This window comes from Pseudomonas putida (assembly GCF_001976065.1).
GTDB lineage: Bacteria > Pseudomonadota > Gammaproteobacteria > Pseudomonadales > Pseudomonadaceae > Aquipseudomonas > Aquipseudomonas serbica.
Map to the genome: position 1 here is coordinate 73,409 of NZ_MNAH01000008.1, position 26,207 is coordinate 99,615.

A 26,207-nucleotide genomic window follows, 5' to 3' on the forward strand; every position below is an offset into this window, starting at 1 on the left:
GCCCAAAGGCTCAGTCCACGTGGTAGTGGACGGACAACGTGCCTTTCTTGTGCGAAAGGGACGAGATCGTGACCGTGCCCAGATCCTTCAGGCTACGTACATGGGTGCCGCCACAGCCATAGGCGGGCAGTTCACCGAAACCGATTTCCCGGGCGCCTTCGCGCAGCGAGGTCAGGCGCGGCAGATCATGGGCGATCCACTGTTCAAGGCCGTATTGAATGGTCTCGGCGTCTACGTCCTGGGCCGATTCTGCCGGTTTGAATTGCACGCGCCCTTCGCCGGGCCAGTGATGCGCCTTGATCGGCATCCAGCCCATGGCCTGGACGAAATGGCCAATCAGGTGGCCGGCCGAATGCATGCGCGTATTGAACTGGCGGCGTTGCGCGTCGACCTGGATTCGGGTCATGCCAGGGTTGACCGGCTTATCGACGAAATGGACGATCCGCTCAGGATCCTGGAGTACGCGAAGTACCTGGCTGTCGCCGATCCAGCCAGTATCACAAGGTTGTCCGCCGCCTTGAGGGTGAAACAAGGTTGCACGCAGCACCACGGCGAATTCGTTCTCGTGGGGTGCGCAGTCCAGGACTTCCACATTGGCCTTGAGGTCATCACTATGGAAAAAGAGGCGAAGCGTCATATTCCATGCTCGTATTCAAATTTCTATTTTTTATTATATGAAGCGTGGATTAGCGTGATAATCCGTTCAAACATCAAAGGACTGTTGCGTTGTGAGCATAAATCTTCCACTGCCGTTGCTGGGTGAAATGGCAATTTTCGTCAAGGTCGTCGAAACCGGCAGCTTCTCCGAAGCCGCTCGCCAGTTGGGCTCTTCACCCTCGGCTGTGAGTCGCAGCATCTCGCGACTGGAGAAGGCCCTGGCCACCCGTTTGCTGCAGCGGACCACGCGCAAGTTACGTTTGAGCGACGGTGGCGAGGAGGTCTTCAAGCGCTGCCAGGAGATGCTCAACGCCGCCCGATCCGTCATGGAAATCAGTGGCCAGTTCACTGATGAGCCCGAGGGAGTGGTGCGCATCAGCGTCCCGAAGGCAGTGGGCCGAATCGTGATTCACCCGCATATACCGGAGTTCTTGCGCCGTTATCCCAAGGTGGATGTGGAGCTGTTGCTCGAGGATCGTCAGGTGGACCTGATCGACGATCACGTTGACCTGGCGATTCGCATCACCGACCGGCCGCCAGCGGGGTTGGTGGGGCGACAGTTGCTGAGCATCGACCATCTGCTCTGCGCCACACCCCAATATCTGGCCGAGCACGGCACGCCGACTCACCCCCATGACTTGCTCAACCACAGTTGCATTTACCTGGGCGAAACCCCGAGCGATGCGCGCTGGAAGTTCAAGAAAGGCAGCAAAACCGTAACGGTCGGTGTGCGTGGGCGATATGCCGCCAATCACACGGGTGTACGTTTTGGCGCGGTGTTGCAGCACATCGGCATAGGCAGCCTGCCGTATTTCACGGCGCGCCGTGCCTTGGAGAAGGGCTTGATGGTGCAAGTGCTGCCGGACTGGACGTTTCTCGCGTCCTACCACGGAGGCGCCTGGTTGCTGTACTCGCCAACCCGATACCTGCCGCCCAAGCTACGGGTGTTGATCGATTACCTGGTGGAGTGTCTGGAGAAGGAGCCGACGTTGGGCAAGCCAGGAAAATCTGGCGGTCTGAGTACGCCAGTATCGGAGTATGAGTTGCCCGAGAGTGAAGGCTTGTTTTGAGGGTATGAAAAAGGCCCGCCTGTTCAACCATGCGGGCCTTTTTCATTATGCAATCCGGATCAGTGCTTGCTGTCCTGGTTCGACAATGCCAGCAGCTGTTTTTCCTGGTTCCAGTCGAAGGGTTCGTCATTCTGTTCGGCTTCGTAGCGACGCTCTTCCAGTGCCTGGTACAGGTCGATTTCTTCATCGGACAGGTAGTGCAGGCAGTCACCGGCGAAATACCACAGCAGATCCCGTGGAATCAGGTGGGCGATTTGCGGATAACGGGAAATGACTTGCGTCAGGATGTCCTGGCCCAGGTATTGGCTTTCGATCGGATCGATCGGCAGTGACGCCAGCAGTTCGTCGAAGCGCTCCAGGAACAAGGCATGGCTTTCTTCGGGAACCTGCTCGGCCTCACCTACGGCGACCAGGATGCTGCGCAGGTGGTCGAGCAAAACGAGATGATCGGCAACGATGTTGGACACGAGATAAGTCCTCAAGAGCAAAACGGGCGCGGGAGTATAAAGCTCCCGCGCGCATTTTCCCATGATGGAGAGCTGGATGGATCAGCGCACGTTACCAGCGGTCAGCGCTATTTCCTCTTTATCGAAATCATCGACATCGATCACCTTTCGCCGCGACGCCTGGGCCTCACGCAGCGTTTGGGCTTCTCCCGGTTGCAACACGCCGGCCTCCAAGGCGGCATCGATGACATTTTCCCCGGCGACCGGTTTGACCTGGCCGCTCTTGAGCGCCACCTGCAGTTTCTTACGCAAGGGTTGCGCAGCGTTCAGCAGATTGCAGGTGTGCTGCAGGACACCAACAGGGTCTTCGAGCGATTGCGGGCGGTAGCAACCCAACAGCACTTCTTCCAGGGCCGGATCGCCCTTGGCGCGGCCGATCACCGCAGCAACTTCGGCGCCGAGTTTGTCCGATGGCCCTTTGTGGCGACGGCCGAACGGGAACACGATCACCCGCAACAGGCAACCCAGCACCTTGTTCGGAAAGTTGTTCAGCAGTTCGTCCATGGCTCGCTCGCCGTGCCCGAGGCTTTCCTCCATGGCCCAGGTAAACAGCGGTTTCATGTACTCCGGCGAGTCGAGGTCGTTGTAGCGCTTGAGCGCGGCACTGGCCAGGTACATGTTGCTCAGCACATCGCCCAGCCGTGCCGACAGGCGTTCGCGCCGTTTCAGTTCGCCGCCGAGCAGCATCATGCTGAGGTCGGCGAGCAGGGCGAATGCGGCAGCCTGACGGTTCAGCGCGCGGAAATAACCCTGGCTGAGCCTGTCGCCCGGCACGTGCTCCAGGTGCCCGAAGCCCAGGTTCAACACCAGCGTGCTGGCGGCGTTGCCCACGGCAAAGCCGATGTGCTTGAGCAGCAGGTCATCGAACTCGGTGAGCGCCTGGTCCTTGTCCTCCCGAGTGGCCAGGGCCATTTCCTTGAGCACGAAGGGGTGGCAGCGAATCGCACCCTGGCCGAAGATCATCAGGTTGCGTGAAAGAATGTTCGCGCCTTCCACGGTAATGAAGATCGGCGCGCCACACCATTTGCGAGCAAGGTAGTTGTTCGGCCCTTCGATGATCGCCTTGCCACCATGGACATCCATCGCCTGGCTGATGCACTCGCGGCCGCGCTCGGTGAGGTGATACTTGAGAATCGCCGACAGCACCGACGGTTTCTCACCGAGGTCCACCGCGTTGGCGGTCAGCATCCGCGCAGCGTCCATCATCCAGGCGTTGCCGCCGATGCGCGCCATGGCTTCCTGGATGCCTTCGAAAGCGGCAATCGGGACGTTGAACTGCTCGCGAACCTGCGCATATTGGCCTGTCACCAGGCTGGTGAACTTGGCCATGCCCGTGCCCACCGCCGGCAAGGAGATCGAACGCCCCACCGACAGGCAATTCATCAGCATCATCCAGCCTTTGCCGAGCATTTCCTGGCCGCCGATCAGGAATTCCAGCGGCACGAACACATCCTTGCCGGAGTTCGGGCCGTTCATGAAGGACGCACCCAGGGGCAGGTGGCGACGGCCGATTTCCACGCCGGGGAGATCGGTTGGAATCAGCGCCAGGCTGATACCCAGGTCCTCTTCCTCACCCAGCAAGTGATCCGGGTCGTATGCCTTGAACGCCAGGCCGAGCAGGGTGGCTACCGGGCCCAGGGTGATGTAGCGCTTTTCCCAGTTCAGGCGCAGGCCGATGGTCTCCTTGCCTTCCCATTCGCCTTTGCAGATCACGCCGGTGTCGGGCATGCCGCCGGCGTCCGAACCGGCCAAGGGACCGGTCAGGGCAAAACACGGAATTTCGTCGCCACGGGCCAGGCGTGGCAGGTAATGGTTGCGCTGTTCGTCAGTGCCGTAATGCAGCAACAGTTCGGCCGGACCGAGGGAGTTCGGGACCATCACGGTAGAGGCGAGGTCACCGCTGTGACTCGCCAGTTTCATTGCCACTTGCGAGTGGGCATAGGCGGAGAAACCCTTGCCGCCAAACTCCTTGGGAATGATCAGGGCAAAGAAGCCCTGGTCCTTGATGTAAGCCCAGGCTTCGGCCGGCAAGTCCATGGTTTGACCGAGCTGCCAATCACTGACCATGGCGCAGAGTTCTTCGGTCGGGCCGTCGATGAAGGCCTGTTCTTCTTCGTTCAACTGCACCTTGGGATAGGACAGCAGTTTGTTCCAGTCCGGGCGACCGCTGAACAGCTCGCCGTCCCACCACACGGTGCCGGCTTCGATAGCATCGCGTTCGGTTTCCGACATCGGCGGCAGGGTTTTCTGGAACCAGTTGAACATCGGTGCGCTGAAGAATTTACGGCGCAGATCAGGCAAAAGCAGGGGCGCCGCCACGGCGGCGGTCAGCACCCAGAAAATCAGCAGCAGCCAACCCGGTGCGCGACTGAACGCGCCCATTGCCAGCAGATAGACAGCCACGATGCCCAAGGCAGGCAGCGGCGCGATGCGACGGTGGGCCAAATAAGCTATCCCGACAACCAGAACCAGTATCCACAACAGCAGCATATTTAATCCTCCGTGAACCCAGGGCGTACCAACCCACAGAGCTTAGACGGCATCCGTAAAACCGGGTGGTCAGAGCGAGGGGATCGGAATCGTGGGAAACCCTGGATGATTGTGTAGGCCTCAAGCGCGACAGACCGTGAAAAATCGTTCATTGAGCGGGCGGCAAAGCGCCCATGTTTGGCCGATACGTCGTTATCTCTGTGCTGAACCTCTCGTTAGACTGGACGCTTGCCCTGGACATTACCAGCATGGAGATTGCCCGCATGCACGAGTACCTGAGCCCCGGCCGCTTCATCGATAGTGACCACCCGTCGGTGGTGGAGTTCGCGGAAAAACACCGCGGTACCAGTCGTGACCCGCTCGAACAGGCGATCCAACTCTATTACGCCGTGCGCGAGGCGGTGCGCTACAACCCCTATACCTTCAGCCGCGATCCGCAGACCCTGTGCGGCAGTTATGCACTGGCGGCCGGGGAAAGTTATTGCGTGCCCAAAGCCACGCTGCTGGCCGGTGCCGCGCGGCATTGCGCGATACCTGCGCGAATCGGTCTGGCGGATGTGCGCAATCATCTGTCGACCCCGCGTCTACTCGAATTGCTCAAGAGCGACGTATTCGCCATGCACGGCTACACCGAGCTTTATCTGAACGGTCGTTGGGTCAAAGCCACTCCGGCGTTCAACCAGGGCTTGTGCGACCTGTTCAATGTGGCGCCGCTGGAATTCGACGGGATAAACGACAGCGTTTTCCATCCCTTCAATCGCGACGGCGAGAAATTGATGGAGTACATGATCGATCACGGCCAGTTTACCGACGTGCCTGAAAGGTTCTTCTTTGCACACCTTGAAAAGTGTTATCCGCACTTGTTCGGCGACCAACTGCCGGCGCTGCTGGGGGACATGCAGAGCGATTTGAGTCGCGCCTGATCCGGCGTATGCTGCCTGCGCATTCATCCATAAAGAGGCGGTCATGCTGAAGATCTGGGGTCGGAAAAACTCGTCGAATGTCAGGAAACCATTGTGGGCTGCCGAGGAACTGGGCCTGGCCTATGAGGCCATCGATGCGGGCGGGTCCTTTGGTGTCGTCGATACACCTGAGTACCGTGCCATGAACCCCAATGGTCGCGTGCCGGTAATTGAAGATGATGGATTCGTGTTGTGGGAATCCAACGCCATCGTGCGTTATCTGATGGCCAGGCATGCGCCGAATACACCGTGGTATCCGGCTGATTTGCAAGCGCGGGCCAGCGCCGAGAAATGGATGGACTGGACCACGTCCGGTTTTGCCGGGCCATTCCGTACGGTGTTTTGGGGCGTTTTGCGCACCCCGGCCGATCAACAGGACTGGTCCGCGATCAAGGCGGCGATCAAGGAGTGCGAAGCGCTGCTGGCGATGGCTGACCAGGCGCTGGCGACTCAGCCCTACCTGTCCGGTGACGAGATCGGCATGGGCGACATTCCCCTGGGCAGTTTCATTTATGCCTGGTTCGAGATGCCGATCGAGCGTTCGCCGCATCCCCATCTGCAGGCCTGGTACGCGCGGTTGAAACAGCGCCCGGCGTATCGCAAGGCAGTCATGACCGCGTTGACTTAATACTCACTATCGACACACTTGACTGTACTTGTGGGCTGGCGACAAGCACCATTGCGTCCATGCGCCGCGGTTGTTTTGCTTGCCGCCCGCCCATATCTGTTCCTTTCTTCCCTTCTTGGTGCGTAATCCGATATGAGTTCCGCTCTGTCCATCCGGCAGCTAACCAAAACCTACGGCAACGGTTTCCAGGCCTTGAGTGGTATCGATCTGGATGTCGCCGAAGGTGACTTCTTCGCCTTGCTCGGCCCCAACGGCGCCGGCAAATCCACGACCATTGGCATTCTGTCGACCCTGGTGAACAAGACCAGCGGCACAGTGAATATCTTCGGTCACGACCTGGACAAGAACCCGGCGGCGCTCAAGCGCTGCATCGGCGTCGTTCCCCAGGAATTCAACTTCAACCAGTTCGAAAAGACCTTCGACATCGTCGTGACCCAGGCCGGTTACTACGGCATCCCGGCGAAAGTCGCCAAAGCGCGCGCCGAACAGTACCTGACCCAGCTCGGGCTGTGGGACAAGCGCGATGTGCCGTCGCGTTCGCTGTCGGGCGGCATGAAGCGTCGATTGATGATCGCCCGGGCGCTGGTTCACGAACCGCGCCTGCTGATCCTCGACGAACCGACTGCGGGCGTGGACATCGAACTGCGTCGTTCGATGTGGACTTTCCTCACCGAGCTGAACAAGAAAGGCATCACGATCATCCTCACCACGCATTATCTGGAGGAGGCCGAGCAGTTGTGCCGCAACATCGGCATCATCGACCACGGGGTGATCGTCGAGAACACCAGCATGAAGCAGTTGCTCGGCCAACTGCATGTCGAGACCTTCCTGCTGGATTTGAAGAACAATCTGAGCGCGCCGCCGCAGCTGCTGGGTTATCCATCACGCTTGCTCGATGGTCACACCCTGGAAGTCCAGGTGGATAAAAGCATGGGCATCACCGCGCTGTTCACTCAGCTGGCGCAGCAGAACATCGAAGTGCTGAGCCTGCGCAACAAAACCAATCGCCTCGAGGAGTTGTTCGTGTCCCTGGTGGAGAAAAATCTGTCGAAGGTGGCGGTATGAGTTCCGAGCTGCAACCCAACCTCGTTGCCCTCAACACCATCGTTTACCGTGAGGTCCGGCGCTTTACCCGGATCTGGCCGCAGACGCTGCTGCCGCCAGCGATCACCATGGTTCTGTACTTCGTGATCTTCGGCAACCTGATCGGTCGCCAGATCGGCGACATGGGTGGCTTCACTTACATGGAGTACATCGTGCCGGGCCTGATCATGATGTCGGTGATCACCAACTCCTACGGCAACGTGGTATCGAGTTTCTTCGGCAGCAAGTTCCAGCGCTCCATCGAAGAGTTGATGGTGTCGCCGGTGTCGCCACACACCATTCTGATCGGCTACACCCTGGGTGGCGTGCTGCGCGGCCTGATGGTCGGGATCATCGTGACGCTGCTGTCGTTGTTCTTCACCGATTTGCAGGTGCATCACCTGGGTGTGACCATTCTGGTGGTGGTGCTGACGGCCACGATCTTCTCGCTGCTGGGCTTCATCAACGCCGTGTTTGCGCGCAACTTCGATGACATCTCGATCATCCCGACCTTTGTGCTGACGCCTTTGACCTACCTGGGCGGGGTGTTCTACTCGATCTCGTTGCTGCCGCCGTTCTGGCAGACCGTGTCCCTGGCCAACCCGGTCCTGCACATGGTCAATGCCTTCCGTTACGGCATTCTCGGGGTGTCGGATATTCGGATCAGCATTGCGATCACCTTCATGCTGGTGGCGACCGTGGTCCTGTACCTCGGGTGCGCGCGGTTGCTGGTGAGTGGGCGGGGGATGCGTACCTGATCATTGCTCGCGGATGTACCCGATCTACTGACCACCTATGGTTTCGTTCCCCTGTGAGCTGCCGCATTTCAAATCAAAACGGCGCCTGAAGGCGCCGTTTTGCATTGTCACAGCCGACTTTGCTTGCGCCGCCGCCATTGTCGCGCCACCCACCAGCGCCAATACATCATGACTATGAAATAGGCCAACGCCCCCAGCACCAACCCTGTCACCACCGACCCCAGCAAAAACGGCTGCCACAGGGTCGAGAGCTCGCCGCTGATCCATTCCCAGGTCAGCTCGTCCGGCAGATGCCGTGCAGGAACGTCCATCAGCCAGGCACCGGTCTGGTAGGTGCAGAAGAACACGGCCGGCATGGTGATCGGGTTGGTCAGCCAGACCAGGCTAACCGCAATCGGCATGTTGCCACGCACGATGATCGCGAAAATCGCCGCCACCAGCATCTGCAATGGAATCGGCAGGAATGCCGCGAACAGGCCGACCGCCATGGCCCGGGCCACGGAATGGCGATTGAGGTGCCAGAGGTTCGGGTCATGCAGCAGGGTGCCGAGAAAGCGTAAGGACTTGTGTTCCCTGATGCTGGTCGGGTCTGGCATGTAGCGTTTGAATAATCGCCGGGGCATAAGGCTTCTCGGTCGGTCAGGTCGGCAAGTATGTCTGGATTCCATGAAGCGCCCATTCAGACTTTGTGACAATTGTTAACGACGGACGTGCCCTGCGCGGACTATGCCTAGGGACGGGACTCTCAAGGACGAGCTTATGCGCACAGGGATGATGGCGCTGGCGTTGGGTCTGCTGGCCCTGCGTTTTTTGCCGGTGTTACCGCCGGTCTGGTTGTGGTTATCGATGCCGGTGGCCGGCTTGATGTTGCTGCCGTTCAGGACGTATCCGGCGGCGTTTTTCCTGTTCGGCCTGAGTTGGGCCTGCGCCCATGCACAGTGGGCCCTGGATGATCGGCTGGCGCCGGGCCTCGACGGGGAAACGCGCTGGCTCGAAGGACGGGTCACCGGGTTGCCGCAGAACGCCGAGGGTGTGGTGCGTTTTGAACTGAGCGACAGCCAGTCACGCCGCAGCGACCTGCCGCGACATTTGCGCCTGGCCTGGTACGACGGCCCGCCGGTCAACAGCGGCGAACGCTGGCGGCTGGCGGTCAAGCTGAAGCGACCTGTGGGATTGCTCAATCCCCATGCCTTCGACTATGAGGCCTGGCTGTTGGCGCAACGTATCGGTGCGACCGGAACCGTCAAGGCCGGGGAGCGACTCGCGCCAGCCCGGTGGGCCTTGCGCGACGGTGTCCGCCAGCGGCTACAGGCCGTGGACACTCAAGGTCGAACAGGCGTACTGACGGCCTTGGTGCTGGGTGACGGCGCGGGACTCAGTCGCGAGGAATGGCAGGTGTTGCAAGACACCGGCACCGTTCATCTGCTGGTGATTTCCGGGCAACACGTCGGCTTGTTGGCGGGACTGGTCTATCTGTTGATCGCCGGGCTTGCCCGTTATGGATTGTGGCCGGCGCGTCTGCCATGGTTGCCCTGGGCCTGTGGCCTGGCTTTTCTGGCGGCCCTTGGCTATGGGCTGTTGGCCGGCTTCGAAGTGCCGGTTCGCCGAGCTTGCCTGATGATTGGCCTGGTGCTGCTGTGGCGCGTGCGTTTTCGTCACCTGGGTGCCTGGTGGCCTCTGTTGCTGGCACTCGATGGCGTCTTGCTGATGGACCCGTTGGCGAGCCTGCAACCAGGTTTCTGGTTGTCTTTCGCAGCGGTGGCGGTGTTGATCTTCACGTTCGGTGGCCGCCTGGGGCCCTGGCCATGGTGGCAAACCTGGACCCGTGCCCAGTGGCTGATCGCTATTGGCCTTGGCCCGTTTCTGCTGGTCCTGGGGTTGCCGATCAGCCTCAGCGGGCCGCTGGTCAATCTGCTGGCGGTGCCCTGGATCAGCCTGGTGGTGCTGCCCCCGGCCTTGCTCGGGACTCTGTTGTTGCCGATGCCCTACGTCGGCGAGTGGTTGCTGTGGCTGGCGGGCGGTTTGATCGATTGGCTGTTTACCGGGCTGGCCGTGGTCGCGGGCAAGGCTCCCGCGTGGGTGCCCGCAGCGATCCCCCTGTGGGTTTGGGGCATCGGTACTTTCGGCGCCTTTCTGTTGCTGCTGCCGCGAGGCGTACCCATGCGTCCGCTAGGCTGGCCGTTGCTGCTGCTCCTGGTGTTCCCCCCGCGACCGATGCTGCCCGAGGGTATTGCCGAGGTCTGGCAGCTGGATGTTGGCCAAGGGTTGGCGATCATGGTGCGCACACGCCATCACACGCTGCTGTATGACGCGGGTCCGCGTTTTCGTGATCTCGACCAGGGGGCACGGGTCGTCCTTCCAGCACTACGGAAACTGGGCGTGAAGGAACTCGACCTGATGTTGATCAGCCATGCCCATGCCGATCATGCCGGTGGCGCCCGTGCAGTCGCCGATGGGTTGCCGGTGAAGCGGGTGCTCAGCGGAGAACCTGCCGACCTGCCTGCCGGGTTGCAGGCCGAGGGTTGCGAGAGTGGCCGACAATGGATGTGGGATGGGGTCAGTTTCCAACTATGGCATTGGCCACAGGCCAGGGACAGCAACCAGAATTCCTGCGTGTTGCAGATCGAGGCCAATGGCGAGCGCTTGCTGCTTAGCGGTGACATAGACAGCAGCGCCGAGCGCGCGCTGCTCGACAGTCCACTGGCCGTGCCCACCGATTGGTTGCAGGCACCGCATCACGGTAGTCGCAGTTCGTCTTCGATGGCGCTGCTCAACGTCCTGCAGCCCAGGGCGGCGCTGATCTCCCGTGGGCAGGGCAACTCGTTCGGCCATCCACACTCCGTTGTGATTGAGCGCTATCGAAATCGCGGGACGGCGATCTATGACAGTGCGCTGCAAGGTGCCGTTCATCTGCAACTGGGGCGTTTCGAAGCGCCGCGCTCGATGCGTCAGGAACGGCGCTTCTGGCGCGATCCGCCACCCTCGAGCAAATAGCCGGAAGTGATCAAAGGGCGACCGGATGCGACATCACGGTCTTCGGTGCGCCCACCCCCTATGTTAGAGTGGCGCACTTTTTCGAGGGGACTGTCACTGTGTGGGAATTGGTCAAATCCGGCGGCTGGATGATGCTGCCGATCATCCTGAGTTCCATCGCGGCAATGGCAATCGTTGCCGAACGTCTGTGGACCCTGCGAGCCAGTCGCGTGACCCCTGAGCATTTGCTCGGGCAGGTCTGGGTCTGGATCAAGGACAAGCAACTGAACAAGGAAAAGCTCAAGGAGCTGCGTGCCAATTCGCCGTTGGGCGAGATCCTGGCCGCAGGCCTGGCCAACTCCCGGCATGGTCGCGAGATCATGAAGGAGTGTATCGAAGAGGCCGCCGCGCGGGTCATCCATGAGCTGGAGCGCTACATCAATGCCCTTGGCACCATCGCCGCCATGGCCCCTTTGCTGGGGCTGCTGGGTACGGTGCTGGGCATGATCGATATTTTCAGTGCGTTCATGGGCACGGGCATGGCCACCAACGCCGCCGTGTTGGCCGGGGGTATCTCCAAGGCACTGATCACCACGGCCGCCGGCTTGATGGTCGGTATCCCGTCGGTATTCTTCCACCGTTTCCTGCAACGCCGGATCGATGAGCTGGTGGTAGGCATGGAGCAGGAGGCGATCAAGCTGGTCGAAGTCGTGCAGGGTGATCGTGACGTGGACCTGGCGGGGGGCAAAGCGTGAAATTCCGCCGCAAGCAACGGGAGAATGTGGACATCAACCTCGCGTCGCTGATCGACGTGGTGTTTATCCTGCTGCTGTTTTTTGTCGTGACCACGACGTTCACTCGTGAAACCCAATTGCGCGTCGATCTGCCCGAAGCGGTCAGCGGCGCGCCTTCCGATGACCAGACCCGGCAGTTGGATATCGCGATCAGCGCCGACGGGGTGTTCTCGGTGAACAACCAGGTATTGCCCAAAAGCGACCTGGCAACGTTGATGGATGCCCTGCAGAAACAATCCAATGGCGACACCAGCCGGCCGCTGTCCATCAGCGCCGACGGAAAATCCCAGCATCAGTCGGTCATCACCGCCATGGACGCCGCCGGCAAGCTCGGCTTCAGCCATTTGCGCATGACCACAGTCGAGGCGGCGCCGCCCGCGCCCTGATGGCCATGTCCGATCGCCTGCTCGCCGCGTGGTACCGGGGGCATCCGGCCCTGAAACTGCTGCAGCCGCTGGAGTGGCTGTACCGGCGCGTGGTCAACAACAAGCGCAAGCGCTTTCTGGCGGGCGAGGGTGAGATCTATCAGCCCCCGGTCCCGCTGATCGTGGTGGGCAACATCACCGTCGGCGGCACCGGCAAGACCCCGCTGATCCTGTGGATGATCCAGCACTGTCAACGCAGTGGCTTGCGGGTTGGCGTGGTCAGCCGCGGTTACGGCGCGAAGCCTGCGCAATTGCCGTGGCGGGTCGAGGCGGATCAAAGCGCCGACATCGCTGGCGATGAGCCACTGTTGATCGTGCAGCGTACCGGGGTGCCATTGATGATCGATCCGGATCGCAGTCGCGCGGTCGAAGCCTTGCTGGCCAGTGAACCGCTGGACCTGATCCTGTCCGATGACGGCATGCAGCATTACCGTCTGGCTCGGGATCTGGAGCTGGTGCTGATCGACGCTGCCCGTGGCTTGGGTAACCGGCGTTGCTTGCCGGCCGGGCCATTGCGTGAGCCGGTCGAGCGTCTGCAAAGTGTCGACGCGGTGCTCTACAACGGCGCCACGGCCGACAGCGACGACGGCTTTGCCTTCCAGTTGCAACCGACAGCACTGGTCAACCTGCAAAGCGGCGAACGGCGCCCGCTCGATCACTTTCCCGCGGGCCAGGCGCTGCATGCCGTGGCCGGGATCGGTAACCCGCAGCGTTTCTTCAAGACCCTTGAAACGTTACACTGGCAGCCGGTCCCGCATGCGTTCGCCGACCACGCCGAATACAGCGTGCAGGCCTTGAATTTCAATCCGCCATTGCCATTGGTGATGACTGAAAAGGACGCGGTGAAGTGCCGTGCCTTCGCCGCCGCCGACTGGTGGTACCTGGCGGTCGACGCTGTGCCGTCGCCAGCCTTCACGGCCTGGTTCGATACACAGTTGATGCGCCTGTTGCCGGCTCGTCTTTTGCCTTAACTCCGTTTCTATCCAGGGAATGTTCATGGACACCAAATTGCTCGACATCCTCGCTTGCCCGGTCTGCAAAGGTCCGCTCAAGCTCAGCGCCGACAAGACCGAGCTGATCAGCAAGGGCGCTGGCCTTGCGTACCCGATTCGCGACGGCATCCCGGTCATGCTCGAAACCGAAGCCCGCACCCTGACCACCGACGAGCGTCTGGATAAATGACTACAGCCTTTACCGTTGTTATTCCTGCGCGTTATGCCTCGACCCGTCTGCCGGGCAAGCCACTGCTGTTGATCGCCGGCAAGCCGATGATCCAGCACGTGTGGGAACAGGCGTGCAAAAGCAGCGCCGAGCGTGTGGTCGTGGCCACGGACGATGCGCGCATCGCCCAGGCCTGCGAAGGCTTTGGTGCGCAAGTGGTGATGACCCGCGTAGATCACAACTCCGGCACCGATCGCCTGGCAGAAGTCGCGGCGAAGCTGGGCCTGGCGCCTGATGCCATCGTGGTCAACGTCCAGGGTGACGAACCGCTGATCCCGCCGAGTGTCATCGATCAGGTGGCCGTCAACCTGGCGGCCCACCCTGAAGCGCGCATGGCCACGCTGGCCGAGCCGATCGAAGACGTCGAGAGCCTGTTCAACACCAACGTGGTCAAGGTTGTCAGCGACCTCAATGGCCTGGCACTGACCTTCAGTCGCGCTACTTTGCCATGGGCACGTGACACCTTCGCCAAGAGCCTCGAGCAAATGCCGCAAGGTGTGCCGTATCGCCGCCACATCGGCATTTATGCCTACCGCGCCGGTTTCCTCCATGACTTCGTCAGCTGGGGCCCGTGCTGGCTGGAAAACACCGAGTGCCTGGAACAGCTGCGAGCCTTGTGGCACGGAGTGCGGATTCACGTCGCCGATGCGCTGATCGCGCCGCCGGCCGGTGTCGATACCCTTGAAGACCTTGAGCGCGTTCGTCGCCTGCTGGAGGCCTGATGCGGGTTCTGTTTGTCTGCCTGGGCAATATCTGCCGTTCACCCACGGCCGAAGGCGTACTGCGGTATAAATTGCGCGAAGCGGGGTTGGCCGATCAAGTCGAAGTGGCCTCCGCCGGTACCGGCGACTGGCACGTGGGCAGTGCCCCGGACAAGCGCAGCCAGGCAGCGGCGAAAAAGCGTGGTTATGATTTGTCCGCCCAGCGCGCCCAGCAGGTCACCCGTGCCGATTTCGCCGAGTACGACCTGATCCTGGCGATGGACAACAGCAACTTGCGCCACCTCATGGATCTGCAACCGGCCAACGCCAGAGCGGAACTGGACCTGTTCCTGCGTCGCTACCCCTTGTATATCGATGAAGTCCCGGACCCGTATAACGACAGTGAATACGGCTTTGAAATGGTGCTGGACCTGATTGAGCGCGCCAGTGACCTGCTGGTGATCGAACTGAAGGAACGGTTATGAGTTTGCAACTGCGATCAGGGGTCTCGCTCAAGCCGTTCAACAGCTTTGGCGTGGATGTCCAGGCCCGACTGTTTGCCGAGGCCCACAGCGATGCCGATGTGAGTGAGGCCCTGGCCTATGCGCGGGAGCATCAGGTGCCCTTGCTGGTGATCGGCGGTGGCAGCAATTTGCTGCTGACAGCCGACGTTGAATCGCTGGTGCTGCGCATGGCCACCCGTGGTATACGCGTGATCAGCGACGATGGCAGCAAAGTCGTGATTGAAGCCGAAGCGGGCGAGCCATGGCACCCGTTCGTGCAACACACCTTGGTGCAGGGCTTGTCGGGCCTGGAAAACCTCAGCTTGATTCCCGGCACCGTGGGCGCCGCGCCCATGCAGAACATCGGCGCCTATGGCGTGGAGATCAAGGACGTGTTCGCCGGCCTGACCGCCCTTGATCGCCACAGTGGCGAGTTGCGCGACTTCAGCCTGCAGGAGTGCAACTTCGCTTACCGCGATAGCCTGTTCAAGCAGGAGCCTGGGCGCTGGCTGATCCTGCGCGTGCGTTTCATCCTCGATCGCACGGCACACCTGCACCTGGAATACGGACCTGTGCGTCAGCGCCTGACCGAGCAGGGTATCGACCATCCGACGGCCACGGACGTCAGCCAAGCCATCTGCAGCATTCGCAACGAGAAACTCCCGGACCCGGCGGTACTCGGCAATGCCGGCAGCTTTTTCAAAAATCCCCTGGTGCCAGCGGCGCTGGTCGCACAGCTCAAGGGCGAATATCCGGACCTGGTGGCGTACGCGCAACCCGATGGGCAGATGAAGCTGGCAGCTGGCTGGTTGATCGAGCGGGCAGGGTGGAAAGGGTTTCGTGATGCCGATGCCGGCGTGCACAAAATGCAAGCCTTGGTGCTGGTCAACTATGGCAGTGCGACCGGTTTACAGCTGCTGAGCCTGGCACAGCGCATCCAGAAAGATATTTCAGAGCGTTTCCATGTCGATCTGGAAATGGAGCCCAACCGATATTGAAGCTAAGCTTTCATGACGGATTGTCAAAGCCCTGCATAACTCAAGTTGTGCAGGGCTTTTTTGTTAATGCAGGCTTAACCTGCCCTGCTGACGATGCAAGCATTTGCTCCACCAAAGGCCCGGTGCAGACGTGTCTGTTCGCACAAGAGAGCCCATTAGCCTGAGTCGATCTGCGTCATCCACCCAAGATCCAGCGGCAGATTGCTCGACCCCATCACCCAAGCACTATGCGGGCGTGCCCATGATTACCCTTAAACTCAACGGTCAAGACCATTCGCTCGATGTCACCGAGGACATGCCCTTGCTCTGGGCGATCCGTGACGTGGCCGGTTACAACGGCACCAAGTTTGGCTGCGGCATGGGCCTTTGCGGCGCCTGCACCATTCATATCGAAGGTGCCCCGGCGCGCAGTTGCATCACGCCGATCGGCTCGGTCGTCGGCCAGAACGTCACCACCATCGACAACCTGCAGGCCGACCCGGTCGGCAAGGTCGTGCAGCAGGCCTGGCTCGATACGGCCGTGGCCCAGTGCGGCTACTGCCAGGGTGGGCAGATCATGTCCGCCACCGCGCTGCTCAAGACCCATCCGAACCCGAGCGATGAGCAGATCGAAGAGGCGATGGTCGGCAATATCTGCCGCTGCGGCACCTACAACCGGATCAAGACCGCCATYCGCCAGGCATCCACTCACCTGAAGGAGGCCAAGGCATGAGCCGGTTACCCGATGATTTCGCCCTGAGCAACCTCAGTCGGCGTGGTTTCCTCAAGGGCGTGGGCGCCGCCAGTGCGCTGGTGGTCGCCGCGAGCTGGGGYTGGCAGGACGCGTTTGCCGAAGAGGCGCAGAAAAAGTTCGGTGCCGACGGCATGCCCAACGGCTGGGTCGACGACCCCAAAATCTACGTAAGCATTGCCACCGATGGCACGGTGACGGTGGTCTGTAACCGTTCGGAAATGGGCCAGGGGATTCGGACGAGTGTGGGGCGAGTGGTGGCCGATGAACTGGAAGCCGATTGGACGCGGGTCAAGGTGCAGCAGGCGCCGGGCGACGAGGTGCGTTACGGCAATCAGAATACCGACGGTTCGCGCAGCATGCGCCACTGGTACGAGCCGATGCGCCGCTGTGGGGCCGCCGCGCGGACCATGCTGGAGCAGGCCGCTGCCGACCAATGGAAAGTGCCGATCGGCGAGTGTCATGCGCAGCTGCATAAAGTCATCCACACGCCCTCCGGGCGCGAACTGGAGTATGGCGCCCTGGCCATCGCCGCAAGCACCCTGGCCGTGCCGGCACGGGACAGCTTGCGACTCAAACAGCCGTCGCAGTTTCGTTATATCGGATCAGCGTCGAGCGTTGCCATCGACGGCGAAGACATTGTGCGGGGTCAGGCGATTTATGGGGCTGACGTGCATTTCGACGGCATGCTGTTCGCCACCATTGCGCGGCCCGCGGTCTACGGCGGCAAGGTCAAGGGCTTCGATGCCAGCGCTGCGCTGAAAGTCCCGGGCGTGACCCACGTCATGCCCCTGGAAACCCGCCCGTTACCCTCCGGATTCCAGCCGCTGGGCGGAGTGGCGGTGGTCGCCAGCAACACCTGGGCAGCGATCAAGGGGCGCGAGGCACTGAAAATCCAATGGGACGACGGCCCCAACGCCGGCTACGACTCGATCGCCTACCGCAAAGCGCTGGAGGCCGCCTCGCTCAAGCCCGGTAAAGTGGTGCGCGAAAACGGCAAGATCGAAGACCTGATCTCGAATCCAGATCGCACGCTTCAAGCCACTTACTATATGCCGCACCTGGCCCACGCACCGATGGAGCCGATGGTCGCTGTCGCCCGTTTCTCCGATCGGGGCTGCGAGATCTGGGCGCCGGTTCAGTCGCCCCAGCGGGCGCGGGATACCGTTGCCGAGCGTCTTGGGATTGCCGTTGAACAGGTCACGGTCAATGTCACCTTGCTGGGGGGCGGGTTTGGTCGCAAGGCCAAGCCGGACTACGTCATCGAGGCTGCGATTCTGGCCAGGGCCTTGCCGGGTAGGGCGGTGCGTGTGCAGTGGACGCGGGAAGACGATCTTCACTGCGGGTATCTGCACACTGTTTCGTTGCAATATCTCAAGGCCATCCTGGGCAAGGATGGCCTGCCCTCCAGCTGGTTGCATCGCACGGTGGCGCCGAGCATGACCGCGTTGTTTACGCCCAATGTCCTTCATCAGGGCGCGGCTGAACTGGGTATGGGCTTCAAGAACATGGCCTACGCGATTCCCAACATCCGCCTGGAAAATCCGGAGGCCACCGTCCACACGCGGGTGGGCTGGTATCGCTCGGTGTCGAACATCCCCCACGGTTTTGCGATCCAGAGCTTCATCGATGAACTGGCGCACAAGGCCGGGGARGACCCGCTCAAGTACCAGGTCAGACTGCTCGGCCCGGACCGTCAGATCGATCCACGTACCTTGAGTGAAGAATGGAACTACGGTGAATCGCCCGAACGTTATCCCATCGACACCGCGCGCTTGCGAACGGTACTGGAAACTGCCGCCAAGGCCGCCGGCTGGGGGCGCGAGTTGCCCAAGGGCCGGGGCCTGGGCCTGGCGGTGCATTACAGCTTCGTGACCTACGTGGCGGCGGTGATCGACGTCGAGGTCAAGGACGACGGCACCTTGATCGTGCACAAGGCTGACATCGCCGTCGATTGCGGACCGCAGATCAATCCCGAGCGGATTCGTTCGCAGTTCGAAGGTGCTTGTGTCATGGGGCTGGGCAATACGGTGCTGGGTGAAATCAGCTTCAAGGACGGCAAGGTCCAGCAAGACAACTTCCATATGTATGAAGTGGCGCGCATGTCCCTGGCACCCAAGGAAGTCGCGGTGCACCTGGTCACGCCGCCGGGCGACGTACCTTTGGGCGGTGTGGGGGAGCCGGGTGTGCCGCCGATCGCTCCGGCCCTGTGCAATGCGATCTTTGCCGCTACCGGCAAGCGCATCCGCAACCTGCCGATCCGTTATCAACTGCAAGGCTGGCAGGCGGTTTAAACCTTGTTCAGGACGAGACAGCAGGCATAAAAAAGCCCCGCCTGGATGACCAGGCGGGGCTTTTCAATAGCCGAGGGAATCAGACGAGAGGTTTAGGCTCGTGCTCTTTTTCCTTGGCTTGCTCGTGTTGCTCAACCGCTTCCTGAACGGAGCGAGGGGCTTCGGCAATCACTGACTCAACCGGCTCGGCAGCGACTTCGGCAGCCGGGGCAGGAGCTGCCTCGACCACTTCGGCAACAACCGGTGCTGGTTCGTCAGCGACAACCGGAGCAGCAGCGGCCGCCAATTCGGCTTCCCGCTGCAGACGCTCTTCTTCACGCTTGCGGCGACGCACTTCACGTGGGTCGTTCGGCGCACGGCCACTTGGCGTCAGGGCGCTGACCGGGGCTGTTTCGACCACTGGAGCGGCCACTTCGGCAACAACCGGCGCTTCAACCACTGGAGCAGGCTCGGCAGCCGCGACAACCGGCTCGGAGACCAACGCTGGCGCTACTTCGGCTTCAGCGACTGGCGCTGGAGCAGGCGTTTCGACGACGGCTGGCTCGGCAACCCAGTTGAATGCGGTTTGCTCTTCGCGAACTTCACGAACGGCTTCGGTCACGGTTTCAGTCACGCTTTCGCTAACCGGTTCTGCAACCACGGCAGGCTCGGCGGCCGCTTCAACCACTGGCTGTGCTTCTTGCGCGGGTGCCACTTCGATTTCCGGCGATGCGGTGGCTTCGACCGCAGTCGTTGCTTCCACAACCGGTGCTTCGACCGGAGCCGATTCCAGGGTGGCGGCAGTAGCGCGTTCGGCTTGCTCGTTGGCCTGTGCTTCAGCTGGAGCGCTGATCACGGTGCTGGCAACGGCTGCAGTAACAGCCAGGCCAGCGGCCAGGTCGGACGTGCTTGGCGCTTCATTGCTCTCGCCGGCGTCGGACTCATCCGAACCTTCGATCACGTTACCGTTGGCGTCACGCTGACGCTCGCGACGGTTGCTGCGACGACGCTGGCCACGGGAGCGGCGGCGTGGGCGATCGCCTTCGGCGCCTTCCTGACCGTCTTCCTGCAGTTGCTCTTCGTTGCCGGTCAGCTCTTCTTCAGCAACGGCAGCCGCTTGTTCGGCACGTGGTTGACGTTCTTCACGTGGTGGACGTGGAGCACGTTCTTCCCGTGGCGGACGGGCCGGGCGCTCTTCAGTGGCTGCGGTTGCGGTTGCGGTTGCAGTAGCGGCAGCGGCAGGAGCGACAGCATCCAGAGGCTCGCGCAGTTCACGCACACGCTCTTCACGCTCGCCACGTGGCTTGCGATCTTCACGTGGGGCGCGGGGTGCACGTTCTTCACGTGGCGGGCGTGGTGCGCGTTCTTCGCGGGCGACTACCGGGGTTTCTTCGCGGGTCTCGCGAGGCTCGCGTACTTCCCGTGGCTGGCGCTCTTCGCGGGGCTCGCGGGGGGCGCGTTCCTCACGGGGGGCGCGTTCTTCACGCGGCTTGCGCTCTTCATCGCGGCGACCGTTACGGTTGCGGCTCTGCTGGCGGCCGTTGCGACGCTCTTCGTTGCTACGGGCCGGGCGTTCGGTGGCAGCTGGTTTTTCGACCACGGCAGGAGCCACAGGCTCTTCCTTGGTAGCGAACAGGCTGACCAGCGACTTCACCAGGCCTTTGAACAGGCTTGGCTCTGGTGCGGCCACCGGTGCGGCGACCGGAGCGGCGACGACTTCGGTTGGAACCGGAGCGTTGGCGCGGGCCGGAGCCGTCTTGACCGCAGCTTCCTGGCGAACCAGGGTGCGGGTCGCGGCAGCTGGCTGCACTTCTTCCACTTCGGCAGCGGCAGCGGCGATTTCGTAGCTGGACTGGTTGATCGCGGCTTCCGGGCTGTCATCACGCAGGCGCTGCACTTCGAAGTGCGGCGTCTCGAGGTGATCGTTCGGCAGGATGACGATGCGGGCACGGGTGCGCAGTTCGATCTTGGTGATCGAGTTGCGTTTTTCGTTGAGCAGGAACGCGGCCACCGGGATCGGCACTTGTGCACGAACTTCGGCGGTACGGTCTTTCAGGGCTTCTTCTTCGATCAGGCGCAGGATCGCCAGGGACAGCGATTCAACGTCACGGATGATGCCGGTACCGTTGCAACGCGGGCAAACGATGCCGCTGCTTTCGCCCAGGGATGGACGCAGGCGCTGACGGGACATTTCCAGCAGGCCGAAGCGCGAGATGCGACCGACTTGCACGCGAGCGCGGTCGGCTTCCAGGCATTCGCGGACTTTCTCTTCCACGGCGCGCTGGTTCTTGGCAGGGGTCATGTCGATGAAGTCGATGACGATCAGGCCGCCGATGTCGCGCAGGCGCAACTGACGGGCGATTTCTTCGGCAGCTTCAAGGTTGGTCTGCAGGGCGGTTTCTTCGATATCGCTGCCCTTGGTGGCGCGTGCCGAGTTGATGTCGATGGACACCAGGGCTTCGGTCGGGTCGATAACGATGGAACCACCGGAAGGCAGTTCGACCACGCGCTGGAAGGCGGTTTCGATCTGGCTTTCGATCTGGAAGCGGTTGAACAGCGGAACGCTGTCTTCGTACAGCTTGATCTTGCTGGCGTACTGCGGCATCACCTGGCGGATGAAGGTCAGGGCTTCGTCCTGGGCTTCAACGCTGTCGATCAGCACTTCGCCGATGTCCTGGCGCAGGTAATCGCGGATCGCGCGGATGATCACGTTGCTTTCCTGGTAGATCAGGAACGGCGCGGAACGATCCAGCGAGGCTTCTTTGATGGCGGTCCAGAGTTGCAGCAGGTAATCGAGGTCCCACTGCATTTCTTCGCTGCTGCGGCCCAGGCCGGCAGTGCGCACGATCAGGCCCATGTCGGCCGGGGCAACCAGGCCATTGAGGGCTTCACGCAGTTCGTTGCGCTCTTCACCTTCGATGCGACGGGAAATACCGCCGGCACGCGGGTTGTTCGGCATCAGGACCAGGTAACGACCGGCCAGGCTGATGAAGGTGGTCAGGGCTGCGCCCTTGTTGCCACGTTCTTCTTTTTCGACCTGAACGATGACTTCCTGGCCTTCGCTCAGGACGTCCTTGATGTTGACGCGGCCTTCGGGGGTTTTCTTGAAGTATTCGCGGGAGATTTCTTTGAGGGGCAGGAAGCCGTGGCGCTCAGAGCCGAAATCGACAAAGGCAGCCTCAAGGCTTGGTTCGATGCGAGTAATCCGGCCTTTATAGATGTTGGCCTTCTTCTGCTCGCGTGCACCGGATTCGATGTCCAGGTCGTAGAGGCGTTGGCCATCTACCAGTGCAACACGCAACTCTTCGGGTTGAGTTGCGTTAATCAGCATTCTTTTCATGTAGTACCGTCGGTTTCCGGGCTGCCGGAAACGGCGTTCGGCACACACGACTTCTCATGGTCGGTGTCAGGTGCGTCGGGAGTGGTTGGCCATTCCCGTGTCCAGCGATGTCCGGCCAATGTGGGCCTTCGTCGCGACGTACGCGTCCTGCTTGCTGTGGCTACTTAAGCACTCAGTCAGGAGGAGGAATCAACCGGCGGCTGTGGACGAGATGAAGCGTCTTGATAAAGCCTATTGCTACACAGGCCAGCGGTTGTGCATCTCCACCCTACACGTATCCCTGATAATTCGGGTGCTGCCGCGCGCAGAATCCGCAGCGGGTTGGCATTTACCGTGAGCTCCGAAAGGGGAGGTCACGCATCATGGCTAATTTAGGCGTTGTTTCCGAAGCATTCGCTCGGGGTCATTCGCAGCTGACTGCACTTTGTGAACTGGCCATGAATATTCACTCGCAAGACGAGTCAAAACTCTGTTCTGCGGCTTGATTCAGGCCTCATGTCACCTGCGCTTGTTACACCTGCAAACTCCACCGTTACGTAGCGAAAGCCCCGTAGGACGGCCTCGCGTCCTGGTGAATTGCGTTGGTCAGGGCCGGTTTTTGACCGTTGGTCCGCTGTCCAGGCCGCTTTTGGCGGCGTTCGCGACTATAGCAGCAATGATTAAGTGCTTCAATTCCATAAAAAATTGTTATCATCCGCGCCATGACGACGACTACCCCCCCGACTCCAGGCGTACAACTGCTTGAGGTCTCGCCGGAATATGCCGGCCAACGTATTGACAATTTCCTTCTCGCTCGGCTCAAAGGCGTGCCCAAGACCTTGATTTACCGCATTTTGCGCAAAGGCGAAGTGCGAGTGAACAAAGGCCGGATCAAGCCCGAATACAAGCTGCAGGCGGGCGATATCGTGCGCGTGCCACCTGTTCGCGTGCCAGAGCGCGACGAACCGGTGCCGCTGGCCCAGGGGCTGCTGCAGCGCCTGGAGGCCTCGATTGTCTTCGAAGACAAGGCCCTGATCGTGATCAACAAGCCCGCCGGCATTGCGGTTCACGGCGGTAGCGGCCTGACGTTCGGCGTGATCGAAGCCTTTCGTCAGTTGCGCCCCGATTGCAAGGAGCTCGAGCTGGTTCACCGTCTCGACCGTGATACCTCCGGCCTGTTGATGATCGCCAAGAAGCGCAGCATGTTGCGTCACTTGCACACCGCGTTGCGCGGTGATGGCGTCGACAAGCGCTACATGGCGCTGGTGCGCGGCAACTGGGCCAGCTCGATCAAGCAAATCCGCGCGCCGCTGGGCAAGAGCAACCTGCGCTCCGGCGAGCGCATGGTCGAGGTCGACGAGGAGGAGGGCAAGGAGTCCGTGACCGTGTTCAAGGTCCTGCGCCGCTTCGGCGACTTCGCCACCCTGATCGAAGCCAAGCCGATTACCGGCCGCACTCACCAGATCCGTGTCCACACCCTGCACGCGGGGCATTGCATTGCTGGCGACACTAAATATGGTGAGGAAGGTTTCAGCAAGGAAATCCGCGATCTGGGCGGAAAGCGCCTGTTCCTGCATGCCTACATGCTGACCGTGCCGCTGCCCGATGGCGGCGAGCTGAAGTTGCAGGCCCCGGTCGACGAGATGTGGGCCAAGACCGTGGAGCGATTGAGTGCGCCCATCTGATTACAAACTGCTGATTTTCGATTGGGACGGCACATTGGCCGATTCCATTGGTCGGATTGTCGAGGCGATGCATGTGGCATCGCAGCGGTCCGGGTTTGCGCAGTGCGATGACTTTGCCGTCAAGGGCATCATCGGCCTGGGGCTGCCGGAGGCGATCCGTACCCTGTATCCCGACATTGGCGATGCCGAGCTGATTGCCTTTCGCCAGCACTACGCCGACCACTACATCGCCTCGGAGGCGGAACCTTCGCCCCTGTTCGAGGGCGTGGTGGAATCGCTCGAGGCCTTTCGTGCCGAGGGTTATCACTTGGCCGTGGCTACGGGCAAGGCCCGACGCGGGCTGGATCGGGTGCTGAAGTCGCACGGTTGGGAAGATTACTTCGATATCACCCGTGCCGCCGACGAGACGGCCAGCAAGCCCCATCCGTTGATGCTGGAGCAGATACTGGCCCATTGTAAGGTCTGTGCGGGTCAGGCGCTGATGGTTGGCGATTCATCCTTCGATCTGCAGATGGCCCGCAATGCCGGCATGGATTCGGTGGCGGTCAGCTACGGCGCGCAGTCGATCGACGCGCTGAAACTCTACGAGCCGCGACTGACCATCGATCGTTTTGAACAATTGCACGCCTGGCTGGGTCAGCGGGCTTAATACGTTATTGCTGGGGTAGATGGCATGGCCGACGAATGGAAAGCGCCCGCCAAGGCGAGCGCAGAGAACGGTGACGAAAAAAGCTGGAAGCTGCTGGAAAAGACCCTGCTGGCCAGCGTGCAGGAGCAGCGTCGCTCCCGGCGCTGGGGAATTTTCTTCAAGCTGCTGACCTTCGTGTACCTGTTTGTCGCATTGGCGCTGTTTACGCCGCTGATGGACATGGAGAAGGTCGCCACCCGCAGTGGCAACTACACCGCGCTGATCGACATCACCGGCGTGATCGCCGACAAGGAGCCGGCCAGCGCCGACAATGTCGTGGGCAGCCTGCGGGCCGCCTTCGAAGACGAAAAGGTCAAGGGTGTCATTCTGCGCATCAACAGCCCTGGTGGCAGTCCAGTGCAGTCGGGCTACGTCTATGATGAAATCCGCCGCCTGCGTGGCCTGCATCCCGACACGAAGCTCTATGCAGTGATTTCCGACCTGGGCGCATCCGGTGCGTATTACATTGCCAGTGCCGCGGACCAGATCTATGCCGACAAGGCGAGCCTGGTGGGTTCCATCGGGGTCACGGCGGCCGGATACGGTTTTGTCGGCACCATGGAGAAGCTGGGTGTGGAACGTCGTACCTACACCTCGGGTGAGCACAAGTCGTTCCTCGATCCTTTCCAGCCGCAGAAGCCCGAAGAAACGGCGTTCTGGCAGGGCGTGCTCGATACCACTCACAAGCAGTTCATCAACAGCGTCAAGCAGGGTCGTGGCGATCGCCTGAAAGACAAGGAGCATCCGGAGCTGTTCTCCGGGCTGGTCTGGTCGGGTGAGCAGGCGCTGCCGCTGGGGTTGATCGATGGTCTGGGTAATGCCAGCTCGGTGGCGCGCGATGTGATCGGTGAGAAAGAACTGGTGGATTTCACCGTTCAGGAATCGCCGTTCGACCGCTTCTCGAAAAAGCTCGGTGCCAGCGTGGCTGAGCATTTGGCGATGTGGATGGGCTTTAACGGTCCGTCGTTGCGTTAATTCGATTTAAAGATCAAAAGATCGCAGCCTTCGGCAGCTCCTATAGGGTTCGCGTCATTGGACGTCGAGCGTGTAGGAGTTGCCGCAGGCTGCGATCTCTTGCTTTCAAGGGACCTGCACGCCCTCGACCAGCAGCATGTCCACCAGGCGAATCAACGGCAGGCCGACCAGGCTGGTGGCGTCAGGGCCTTCGGTGCCTTGAAACAGGCTAACGCCCAAACCCTCGGCCTTGAAGCTGCCAGCGCAATCGTAGGGTTGCTCGGCGCGCAGGTAGCGTTCGATGCGTTCGTCGTCGAGTGTGCGCATGTGCACCGTGAACGGCACGCAGTCGACCTGGCAATGGCCGGTCTGGCTGTTCAGCAGGGCCAGGCCGGTCAGGAATGTCACGCTGGCGCCGCTGGAAGCTTGCAGTTGCTCGCGGGCCTTTTCGAAGGTATGGGGCTTGCCGATGATCCGCTCGCCTAGCACCGCGACCTGGTCGGAGCCGATAATCAGATGAGCGGTATGGCTGTCGGCCAGTGCGCGCGCTTTCTGTTCGGCGAGGCGTTTGACCAGCTCAATGGCGGATTCGTCGGGGCGATGACTTTCGTCGATATCCGGCGAGCTGCAGCTGAATGGCAGTTGCAGGCGGGCCAGCAAATCCCGGCGATAGACCGAGCTGGAAGCGAGTAATAAAGGCAGCATGCGCAACTCCAAATGACTGGCTCGAATTCTAACGGGGCTTCCAAGTGACGGACAGGGCTGAATTTCCTTTGACATGGGCGGGTG

At 61.1% G+C, this 26,207-nt stretch carries 24 protein-coding genes; 18 read left to right on the forward strand and 6 right to left on the reverse strand.

Going from position 1 to position 26,207, the window contains the following annotated elements; genetic code table 11:
* Positions 1 to 10: 10 nt before the first annotated feature.
* On the reverse strand, positions 11 to 637 hold the full coding sequence (locus BKX96_RS24050; RefSeq protein ID WP_077185629.1) for an alanyl-tRNA editing protein: 627 nt from the start codon (positions 635 to 637) through the stop codon (positions 11 to 13).
* 91 nt (positions 638 to 728) lie between these two features.
* Here BKX96_RS24050 and BKX96_RS24055 point away from each other — a divergent pair, with 91 nt between their 5' ends.
* Complete coding sequence (locus BKX96_RS24055; RefSeq protein ID WP_077185630.1) at positions 729 to 1,727, forward strand: LysR family transcriptional regulator; 999 nt, start codon at positions 729 to 731, stop codon at positions 1,725 to 1,727.
* A 59-nt stretch (positions 1,728 to 1,786) separates the two neighbouring features.
* Here the strand turns inward: BKX96_RS24055 and BKX96_RS24060 are convergent, their stop codons facing one another.
* Together BKX96_RS24060 and BKX96_RS24065 are read right to left on the reverse strand one after the other, a co-directional pair.
* The gene (locus BKX96_RS24060; RefSeq protein ID WP_046817696.1) at positions 1,787 to 2,194 is read right to left on the reverse strand and encodes a PA2817 family protein; all 408 of its coding nucleotides are present in this window, start codon (positions 2,192 to 2,194) and stop codon (positions 1,787 to 1,789) included.
* A gap of 81 nt (positions 2,195 to 2,275) precedes the next feature.
* A complete protein-coding gene (locus BKX96_RS24065; protein ID WP_077185631.1) occupies positions 2,276 to 4,723 on the reverse strand; it encodes an acyl-CoA dehydrogenase in 2,448 nt (815 codons plus the stop codon).
* A gap of 263 nt (positions 4,724 to 4,986) precedes the next feature.
* Between BKX96_RS24065 and BKX96_RS24070 the strand changes: the two genes are divergently transcribed.
* From BKX96_RS24070 to BKX96_RS24085, 4 genes are all read left to right on the forward strand, one after another.
* A complete protein-coding gene (locus BKX96_RS24070; protein WP_077185632.1) occupies positions 4,987 to 5,646 on the forward strand; it encodes a transglutaminase-like domain-containing protein in 660 nt (219 codons plus the stop codon).
* Positions 5,647 to 5,689: 43 nt separating this feature from the next.
* Positions 5,690 to 6,313 (forward strand): glutathione S-transferase family protein, encoded by a 624-nt coding sequence (locus BKX96_RS24075; RefSeq protein ID WP_077185633.1) that lies wholly within the window; start codon positions 5,690 to 5,692, stop codon positions 6,311 to 6,313.
* A 132-nt stretch (positions 6,314 to 6,445) separates the two neighbouring features.
* Positions 6,446 to 7,378 (forward strand): ABC transporter ATP-binding protein, encoded by a 933-nt coding sequence (locus BKX96_RS24080; RefSeq protein ID WP_046817692.1) that lies wholly within the window; start codon positions 6,446 to 6,448, stop codon positions 7,376 to 7,378.
* On the forward strand, positions 7,375 to 8,154 hold the full coding sequence (locus tag BKX96_RS24085; protein WP_034149978.1) for an ABC transporter permease: 780 nt from the start codon (positions 7,375 to 7,377) through the stop codon (positions 8,152 to 8,154). The genes BKX96_RS24080 and BKX96_RS24085 overlap by 4 nt, the downstream gene beginning before the upstream one ends.
* 107 nt (positions 8,155 to 8,261) lie before the next feature.
* On the opposite strand, the gene BKX96_RS24090 is transcribed toward BKX96_RS24085, so the two are convergent.
* The gene (locus BKX96_RS24090) at positions 8,262 to 8,777 is read right to left on the reverse strand and encodes a DUF2062 domain-containing protein (protein WP_046817691.1); all 516 of its coding nucleotides are present in this window, start codon (positions 8,775 to 8,777) and stop codon (positions 8,262 to 8,264) included.
* A 136-nt stretch (positions 8,778 to 8,913) separates the two neighbouring features.
* On the opposite strand from BKX96_RS24090, the gene BKX96_RS24095 reads away from it, so the two are divergent.
* The 10 genes from BKX96_RS24095 to BKX96_RS24140 all read left to right on the forward strand — a co-directional run bounded on the left by BKX96_RS24095 (position 8,914) and on the right by BKX96_RS24140 (position 18,793).
* Positions 8,914 to 11,148 carry a DNA internalization-related competence protein ComEC/Rec2 gene (locus tag BKX96_RS24095; protein WP_077185634.1) on the forward strand — a complete coding sequence of 745 codons (2,235 nt, stop codon included), beginning with the start codon at positions 8,914 to 8,916 and terminating at the stop codon, positions 11,146 to 11,148.
* 98 nt (positions 11,149 to 11,246) lie between these two features.
* Positions 11,247 to 11,882: a flagellar polar localization protein PocA gene (pocA, locus tag BKX96_RS24100; RefSeq protein WP_046817689.1), complete on the forward strand. Its 636-nt coding sequence runs from the start codon at positions 11,247 to 11,249 to the stop codon at positions 11,880 to 11,882.
* Complete coding sequence (gene pocB / locus BKX96_RS24105; protein WP_046817688.1) at positions 11,879 to 12,307, forward strand: flagellar polar localization protein PocB; 429 nt, start codon at positions 11,879 to 11,881, stop codon at positions 12,305 to 12,307. The genes pocA and pocB overlap by 4 nt, the downstream gene beginning before the upstream one ends.
* Positions 12,307 to 13,317 (forward strand): tetraacyldisaccharide 4'-kinase, encoded by a 1,011-nt coding sequence (gene lpxK, locus BKX96_RS24110; RefSeq protein ID WP_046817687.1) that lies wholly within the window; start codon positions 12,307 to 12,309, stop codon positions 13,315 to 13,317. The genes pocB and lpxK overlap by 1 nt, the downstream gene beginning before the upstream one ends.
* Positions 13,318 to 13,342: 25 nt before the next feature.
* A complete protein-coding gene (locus BKX96_RS24115; RefSeq protein ID WP_007945752.1) occupies positions 13,343 to 13,528 on the forward strand; it encodes a Trm112 family protein in 186 nt (61 codons plus the stop codon).
* The gene (kdsB, locus tag BKX96_RS24120; RefSeq protein ID WP_046817686.1) at positions 13,525 to 14,289 is read left to right on the forward strand and encodes a 3-deoxy-manno-octulosonate cytidylyltransferase; all 765 of its coding nucleotides are present in this window, start codon (positions 13,525 to 13,527) and stop codon (positions 14,287 to 14,289) included. Before BKX96_RS24115 ends, kdsB begins: the two co-directional genes overlap by 4 nt.
* Positions 14,289 to 14,753 carry a low molecular weight protein-tyrosine-phosphatase gene (locus BKX96_RS24125; protein ID WP_046817685.1) on the forward strand — a complete coding sequence of 155 codons (465 nt, stop codon included), beginning with the start codon at positions 14,289 to 14,291 and terminating at the stop codon, positions 14,751 to 14,753. The genes kdsB and BKX96_RS24125 overlap by 1 nt, the downstream gene beginning before the upstream one ends.
* Entirely contained in the window at positions 14,750 to 15,769 is a 1,020-nt protein-coding gene (gene murB, locus BKX96_RS24130) for a UDP-N-acetylmuramate dehydrogenase (RefSeq protein WP_077185636.1), read from the forward strand. Before BKX96_RS24125 ends, murB begins: the two co-directional genes overlap by 4 nt.
* A gap of 241 nt (positions 15,770 to 16,010) precedes the next feature.
* The gene (locus tag BKX96_RS24135; RefSeq protein WP_077185637.1) at positions 16,011 to 16,481 is read left to right on the forward strand and encodes a (2Fe-2S)-binding protein; all 471 of its coding nucleotides are present in this window, start codon (positions 16,011 to 16,013) and stop codon (positions 16,479 to 16,481) included.
* Positions 16,478 to 18,793, forward strand: coding sequence for a xanthine dehydrogenase family protein molybdopterin-binding subunit (locus BKX96_RS24140; protein WP_077185638.1), 2,316 nt, complete (start codon positions 16,478 to 16,480; stop codon positions 18,791 to 18,793). The genes BKX96_RS24135 and BKX96_RS24140 overlap by 4 nt, the downstream gene beginning before the upstream one ends.
* Positions 18,794 to 18,872: 79 nt before the next feature.
* Here BKX96_RS24140 and rne read toward each other — a convergent pair whose 3' ends face one another.
* Entirely contained in the window at positions 18,873 to 22,112 is a 3,240-nt protein-coding gene (rne, locus tag BKX96_RS24145; RefSeq protein WP_077185639.1) for a ribonuclease E, read from the reverse strand.
* A gap of 701 nt (positions 22,113 to 22,813) precedes the next feature.
* On the opposite strand from rne, the gene rluC reads away from it, so the two are divergent.
* From rluC to BKX96_RS24165, 3 genes are read left to right on the forward strand one after another with little or no spacing between them, the layout of a single operon-like run.
* Positions 22,814 to 23,776, forward strand: coding sequence for a 23S rRNA pseudouridine(955/2504/2580) synthase RluC (rluC, locus tag BKX96_RS24155; RefSeq protein ID WP_046815936.1), 963 nt, complete (start codon positions 22,814 to 22,816; stop codon positions 23,774 to 23,776).
* Complete coding sequence (locus tag BKX96_RS24160; RefSeq protein WP_046815937.1) at positions 23,763 to 24,425, forward strand: HAD-IA family hydrolase; 663 nt, start codon at positions 23,763 to 23,765, stop codon at positions 24,423 to 24,425. The genes rluC and BKX96_RS24160 overlap by 14 nt, the downstream gene beginning before the upstream one ends.
* A gap of 24 nt (positions 24,426 to 24,449) precedes the next feature.
* Complete coding sequence (locus tag BKX96_RS24165; protein ID WP_046815938.1) at positions 24,450 to 25,439, forward strand: S49 family peptidase; 990 nt, start codon at positions 24,450 to 24,452, stop codon at positions 25,437 to 25,439.
* 105 nt (positions 25,440 to 25,544) lie between these two features.
* Here BKX96_RS24165 and BKX96_RS24170 read toward each other — a convergent pair whose 3' ends face one another.
* The gene (locus tag BKX96_RS24170; RefSeq protein ID WP_077185641.1) at positions 25,545 to 26,123 is read right to left on the reverse strand and encodes a Maf family protein; all 579 of its coding nucleotides are present in this window, start codon (positions 26,121 to 26,123) and stop codon (positions 25,545 to 25,547) included.
* Positions 26,124 to 26,207 lie beyond the last annotated feature (84 nt).

Coding starts and splice junctions, on each gene's coding strand:
- BKX96_RS24050 (WP_077185629.1), bottom strand. CDS start 637: ATGACGCTTCGCCTCTTTTTCCATAGTGATGACCTCAAGGCCAATGTG.
- BKX96_RS24065 (WP_077185631.1), bottom strand. CDS start 4,723: ATGCTGCTGTTGTGGATACTGGTTCTGGTTGTCGGGATAGCTTATTTG.
- BKX96_RS24070 (WP_077185632.1), top strand. CDS start 4,987: ATGCACGAGTACCTGAGCCCCGGCCGCTTCATCGATAGTGACCACCCG.
- BKX96_RS24075 (WP_077185633.1), top strand. CDS start 5,690: ATGCTGAAGATCTGGGGTCGGAAAAACTCGTCGAATGTCAGGAAACCA.
- BKX96_RS24080 (WP_046817692.1), top strand. CDS start 6,446: ATGAGTTCCGCTCTGTCCATCCGGCAGCTAACCAAAACCTACGGCAAC.
- BKX96_RS24085 (WP_034149978.1), top strand. CDS start 7,375: ATGAGTTCCGAGCTGCAACCCAACCTCGTTGCCCTCAACACCATCGTT.
- BKX96_RS24090 (WP_046817691.1), bottom strand. CDS start 8,777: ATGCCCCGGCGATTATTCAAACGCTACATGCCAGACCCGACCAGCATC.
- BKX96_RS24095 (WP_077185634.1), top strand. CDS start 8,914: ATGCGCACAGGGATGATGGCGCTGGCGTTGGGTCTGCTGGCCCTGCGT.
- lpxK (WP_046817687.1), top strand. CDS start 12,307: ATGGCCATGTCCGATCGCCTGCTCGCCGCGTGGTACCGGGGGCATCCG.
- BKX96_RS24115 (WP_007945752.1), top strand. CDS start 13,343: ATGGACACCAAATTGCTCGACATCCTCGCTTGCCCGGTCTGCAAAGGT.
- kdsB (WP_046817686.1), top strand. CDS start 13,525: ATGACTACAGCCTTTACCGTTGTTATTCCTGCGCGTTATGCCTCGACC.
- BKX96_RS24125 (WP_046817685.1), top strand. CDS start 14,289: ATGCGGGTTCTGTTTGTCTGCCTGGGCAATATCTGCCGTTCACCCACG.
- murB (WP_077185636.1), top strand. CDS start 14,750: ATGAGTTTGCAACTGCGATCAGGGGTCTCGCTCAAGCCGTTCAACAGC.
- rne (WP_077185639.1), bottom strand. CDS start 22,112: ATGAAAAGAATGCTGATTAACGCAACTCAACCCGAAGAGTTGCGTGTT.
- rluC (WP_046815936.1), top strand. CDS start 22,814: ATGACGACGACTACCCCCCCGACTCCAGGCGTACAACTGCTTGAGGTC.
- BKX96_RS24165 (WP_046815938.1), top strand. CDS start 24,450: ATGGCCGACGAATGGAAAGCGCCCGCCAAGGCGAGCGCAGAGAACGGT.
- BKX96_RS24170 (WP_077185641.1), bottom strand. CDS start 26,123: ATGCTGCCTTTATTACTCGCTTCCAGCTCGGTCTATCGCCGGGATTTG.